At 55.1% G+C, this 4022-nt stretch carries 9 protein-coding genes; all 9 read right to left on the reverse strand.

Going from position 1 to position 4022, the window contains the following annotated elements; genetic code table 11:
* Nucleotides 1-99: 99 nt before the first annotated feature.
* Nucleotides 100-729: a CDP-alcohol phosphatidyltransferase family protein gene (locus tag VMW13_05560; GenBank protein ID HUV44280.1), complete on the reverse strand. Its 630-nt coding sequence runs from the start codon at nt 727-729 to the stop codon at nt 100-102.
* Complete coding sequence (locus tag VMW13_05565; GenBank protein ID HUV44281.1) at nt 726-1445, reverse strand: NTP transferase domain-containing protein; 720 nt, start codon at nt 1443-1445, stop codon at nt 726-728. The genes VMW13_05560 and VMW13_05565 overlap by 4 nt, the downstream gene beginning before the upstream one ends.
* Nucleotides 1445-1651 (reverse strand): hypothetical protein, encoded by a 207-nt coding sequence (locus VMW13_05570; GenBank protein HUV44282.1) that lies wholly within the window; start codon nt 1649-1651, stop codon nt 1445-1447. The genes VMW13_05565 and VMW13_05570 overlap by 1 nt, the downstream gene beginning before the upstream one ends.
* Before the next feature lie 19 nt (nt 1652-1670).
* Nucleotides 1671-1946 carry a hypothetical protein gene (locus VMW13_05575; GenBank protein ID HUV44283.1) on the reverse strand — a complete coding sequence of 92 codons (276 nt, stop codon included), beginning with the start codon at nt 1944-1946 and terminating at the stop codon, nt 1671-1673.
* 219 nt (nt 1947-2165) lie between these two features.
* Complete coding sequence (locus tag VMW13_05580) at nt 2166-2627, reverse strand: hypothetical protein (protein HUV44284.1); 462 nt, start codon at nt 2625-2627, stop codon at nt 2166-2168.
* A gap of 32 nt (nt 2628-2659) precedes the next feature.
* Nucleotides 2660-2860 carry a hypothetical protein gene (locus tag VMW13_05585; protein HUV44285.1) on the reverse strand — a complete coding sequence of 67 codons (201 nt, stop codon included), beginning with the start codon at nt 2858-2860 and terminating at the stop codon, nt 2660-2662.
* 166 nt (nt 2861-3026) lie between these two features.
* On the reverse strand, nt 3027-3233 hold the full coding sequence (locus VMW13_05590) for a hypothetical protein (protein HUV44286.1): 207 nt from the start codon (nt 3231-3233) through the stop codon (nt 3027-3029).
* 31 nt (nt 3234-3264) lie between these two features.
* Entirely contained in the window at nt 3265-3681 is a 417-nt protein-coding gene (locus VMW13_05595; protein HUV44287.1) for a hypothetical protein, read from the reverse strand.
* A 23-nt stretch (nt 3682-3704) separates the two neighbouring features.
* A partial coding sequence (locus tag VMW13_05600; protein HUV44288.1) for a sigma-70 family RNA polymerase sigma factor occupies nt 3705-4022 on the reverse strand: 318 nt, incomplete at its 5' end.

Consider the following 4022-nt stretch of genomic DNA (forward strand, 5'->3'; position numbering starts at 1 on the left):
GCTACGATGAGCACAGCCAAGCCCGCCATAACGAGATACAGGAAGTAACGAAGGACCCGGGCAATCCTACCCGCCAATCTAGCTCTTCTCAATTCTCTATCAGTTAGCTTTTCCATTCCTCTCCCTCTTCAGAAACCGTTCCGCGTAGGCGATGCGGTAGAGAACAGTGAGGTTGGTCAGGGCAGCTATGGCGATCAGGCAGAAGTAACCCTGGCCGGCAACGGCCCCGACCGCAATCACGAGTAGCCTTATATCCCGGGAGGCCGCCGACTGAAGTCCGCTGTCGAACCGGTGCTGGTGGTTTGTGCCGATGCGCGCCCTACTGTAGCTGACACAGACCGTACCCGTGGCCGCCAGGAATCCGACAAGCCAGATTCCGGGATAGGCCTCGTTGGCCAGAGACCACAGGGTAAGTCCCAGGACCACTACGATATCGGCGTAGCGGTCGAGCACCGAGTCAAGGAAGCCGCCAAAGGTGGACGTCATCCCCTTGAGGCGGGCCAGACTGCCGTCGACGCCGTCAACGATAGAAGAGAGCTGCACCAGGAGGCCGGCAGCTATGTTCTGCCCGAGAAGGAAGCATGCCAGGGACAGGATGGAAATGCCAAAGGCAGCCACGCTGACCTGGTTGGGCGTCACCGGCGTCCTGGCCAGCAGCCGGGCACATGGCTCCGAAATCCTGCGATTGAGATGCCTGGAAACGTAGCCGTCATAGACTCCGGTTTTCATACTGGTCTCACTCTACCCCTGACCGTATCGAGGTCTTCCTTGGTGTCTACATCCATCCAGAAGCACCCGCCGACATCACAGGTTCGGAAACGGTGCCCCTGCCCCACGATGAACCGGACAGCGTCACTAATCTCAACGCCAAGGCCGTGGCGCCGAACAAGCCCGTCGAGGAAATGGAAGAAGCGGCCCGTCAGGAGAAACACCCCGGTGTCCAGGGCATCCCACCGGGCCAGGTCCTTACCAATGTTTTTGATACAGCCGTCACCATCCAGGGCGACCTTGGTTGCCTCGTCGATGTTGAGGTATTCTCCCGGGCTATGGTCAACGCAAAGGGTTTCTTCGGCAGGGCCGTTCTCCACCAGGCGCTTGACCAGCCCCTCTGCAATGACGTGGTCCGCCATGCAGAGGACTACCGGCTCTCCCTGCACCCACTGGCGGGCCTTATGGACCGAGACCGCGTTGCCTCCCCAATAGTCATCATTGGGGATGTAGCTCAACCTGACTCCGAACTGGCTGCCGTCACCGAGAACTTCCCAGATCCTGTCCCCCAGGTAGCCGACGACAACGGCTATTTCATCAATACCGGCCGCGGCCTGTGCCGCGAGGGGATAGCCTATCAGCGGCCTGCCGCCGACGTCCAGCAGGGCCTTAGGTACCCCTAGCGTCAGGACACCCAGCCGGTCGCCATCCCCAGCTGCCAGAATAATTCCTTTCATCACTCTCCCTTGGCGACTTTTGCCTTTCTCTTGGCCAGTTCCTTCTTGCAGGCAGCGCAGTTGTCAGGAGAGTCATCTTGCCCCTGCTCTAACGGCCCTCGGTAGAAGCCCCACTTACGGCAGAGCGACATCTGCTCAACAAAATAGTGAGCCTTCTTGCTCAGGCCCGGGAATCCCCAACCTTCTGTGACCTTAGACTCTGTCATATTTCACATCCACGGTACTTTAGTCCTGTTTACGCGCCGACGCATCGGCTAGCGCCTTCGCTTTCTTTCTCAACTCTGTTTCCACCTTGCGGTCGGCGTCGGCTGCTTTCCCCAGCACTTCCCGCGCCCTGGCCAGCGCCCACATTGCCTCCCTTTGGGAAGCATCTGTCACTGCAACCAGTATTCTGCCGAGTAGCTTGATGCGCGGTGAAACTACTACATCAGCGTTCGACAGCCCTAACTTCAGCTTAGTCTCTTCGTTCAGCTCACCAATTGGTATACCATTCGGCATCATAGTCCCCTTAACATTCCTGTTAACTTTACTGTAACCGGTCTCCGGCGCTTCTCATATTTCCTTTCAAGGTAACAGGCCTTGCACTGAGCAAAACCGGGATAATAAAACTCGGTATCTGCCGGCCACCAATCACCACATATCCAACACTTCTTTTCCGGTTGGCCATCCTCGTCTAAGCGTTGTTCCGCCACACTATTTAACCCTTTTTTTATTCCGGTTTTAATTCCATGGTGGCTCGAGATAATCCTCACCTAGCAGCTTTGCCGCCTTCTCGCAAATGACCATACCCGCGAGCTGGTTCCCTCCCCAGGGCGCACACCATACCTGGGAAAAGAATCGAGCGACCGTTCGCCAGGAATAGTCTCTCTCCACCCGTAGTTGTCGTATTAACTTGGCGGACTCCCGGCTAACTTCGATGTGCTGACGAAAGTGCTGAAAGGTCTTATTACCAGCATCCGCTAGGGCAGTGAGTTCGGCTGGAGAGAGCCCGCGCAGCCGAGAGACCTCAGCCTGAGCCTCCTTATTTCCCCTGCCTTCAGCTATGGCAAGGTCCATAGCCTCATAGGGCGTAATACCATCAGCAGCCGACCTTAGTACACGGTCCCAGGTAACGAGGATGGCACCGCCCTCCGTTGCATCCTTTATGATTCGATTATCATCAGGGTCAAGCATACTTGCCACACTCTCCTCTGCGTATCGCGCCTATTACACGCCTAAATCCTCAGCGCTTCTGATAGTAGGCCGTTACTGTCAATCAGTTGGTTATCTCGATAGTTTTCACATTCGGGACACTTTGGCAGGTAACCTCCAGAGCCGTACAACATTGAGACCTTGCCGAGGTATGCTGTACTGTTCAGCTCCCCGGGCTTCGTCTCGAACTCTGTCCCACATTTGCTACACTTGGCTTTGAACACCTTTTTCTCTCCTCTCCCTCCTGCGTGTAACGTAGCTTATACGCCTATGTGTTAGTGGCCGGCAGGACGGTTACCTTATCAAGTAGCCTGTCCACTCTCGGAGACTTGCTCGATTTGTACTTGTCCTGCCAGCCCTCATACTGGCCTTATTCTGGGCGTATACCCCCTATAGATACACAGGCGGGGTGATGCGGTCCAGCATATACCCGCCTGCCCTTCCCTCGACCGACACGACAGGGGTTCCATCACCTAGCAGCCATGCCGGGGTCCGGGTGCGGGTGTGCTCGACCTGCTGGTCGTCATTCACCAGGTGGACTAGCGTACCCGGTGGATACTTGTCATTCCAATCATCGACTCTTTGCTGCTGTTCCATTATCCAATCTCCTTACAGTACACGAATACTGTCAATCTCCTTTGACTGGTTTAAGTCGACAGTCGGTTATAGCAACTGGCAGCCCGGGCATATCGTCCCACTCAACAAAATAGATAAAGACAATATCCTGCTCCATCTTTCCCTTTGCCAGACTCTCAGCTCTAAAGGCTGGTGGAACAGGTCCCCAGGCGCCAACTATGGTACCCTTTGCTCCATCCCGGTGGGTATCATCGGGATCACTGTTTGTCTTCTCTACCCTGGTCCCTTTGTTCCACTCACCCTCATCGCCACCGACGATTATTTTCGGCCCCTGGCTCCCCGTAGCCGCTTCTGTGAGAAGTCTTGCACCGGTAGGACAAAGGTCAAAGCAGTGATTTCTGCATTGACTACAGATGTCAAGGTGAGCGTGAAATCTATCTATTCTCTGGTATACGGATTCCTCAGTCATGTTCTCACCTCCACAGTACTCCTCTACTGTTTATCTGCTGGAGCCCCTTCTATCACTGCAGGGTCGTCAAGGAAGTCTCTTAATTCTCGAGAGTGGTCAGGGTGCCTCATTTCCTCGAGGGCTTTACTTTCAATTTGCCGGATTCTCTCTTTCGATAGGTCGAGCTCCTGGGCTATTTGCCGAAGGGATCTTGGCCCCTCCCCTTCGCGTTGTCCGAGGCCAAACCTCATCTCTATCACGCGCCTCATTCTTTCAGGGAGCGTGCTTAATATCTCGCCGAGCCTCTCTCCAAGGAGACCCCTTTCAAGCTCCTCAATCATCTCAGTTTCTCCATCGTATGT

The organism is Dehalococcoidales bacterium (assembly GCA_035529395.1).
In the GTDB taxonomy this organism is placed as follows: Bacteria; Chloroflexota; Dehalococcoidia; order Dehalococcoidales; family Fen-1064; genus DUES01.

Coding starts and splice junctions, on each gene's coding strand:
- VMW13_05590 (HUV44286.1), bottom strand. CDS start 3,233: ATGGAACAGCAGCAAAGAGTCGATGATTGGAATGACAAGTATCCACCG.
- VMW13_05575 (HUV44283.1), bottom strand. CDS start 1,946: ATGATGCCGAATGGTATACCAATTGGTGAGCTGAACGAAGAGACTAAG.
- VMW13_05560 (HUV44280.1), bottom strand. CDS start 729: ATGAAAACCGGAGTCTATGACGGCTACGTTTCCAGGCATCTCAATCGC.
- VMW13_05595 (HUV44287.1), bottom strand. CDS start 3,681: ATGACTGAGGAATCCGTATACCAGAGAATAGATAGATTTCACGCTCAC.
- VMW13_05570 (HUV44282.1), bottom strand. CDS start 1,651: ATGACAGAGTCTAAGGTCACAGAAGGTTGGGGATTCCCGGGCCTGAGC.
- VMW13_05565 (HUV44281.1), bottom strand. CDS start 1,445: ATGAAAGGAATTATTCTGGCAGCTGGGGATGGCGACCGGCTGGGTGTC.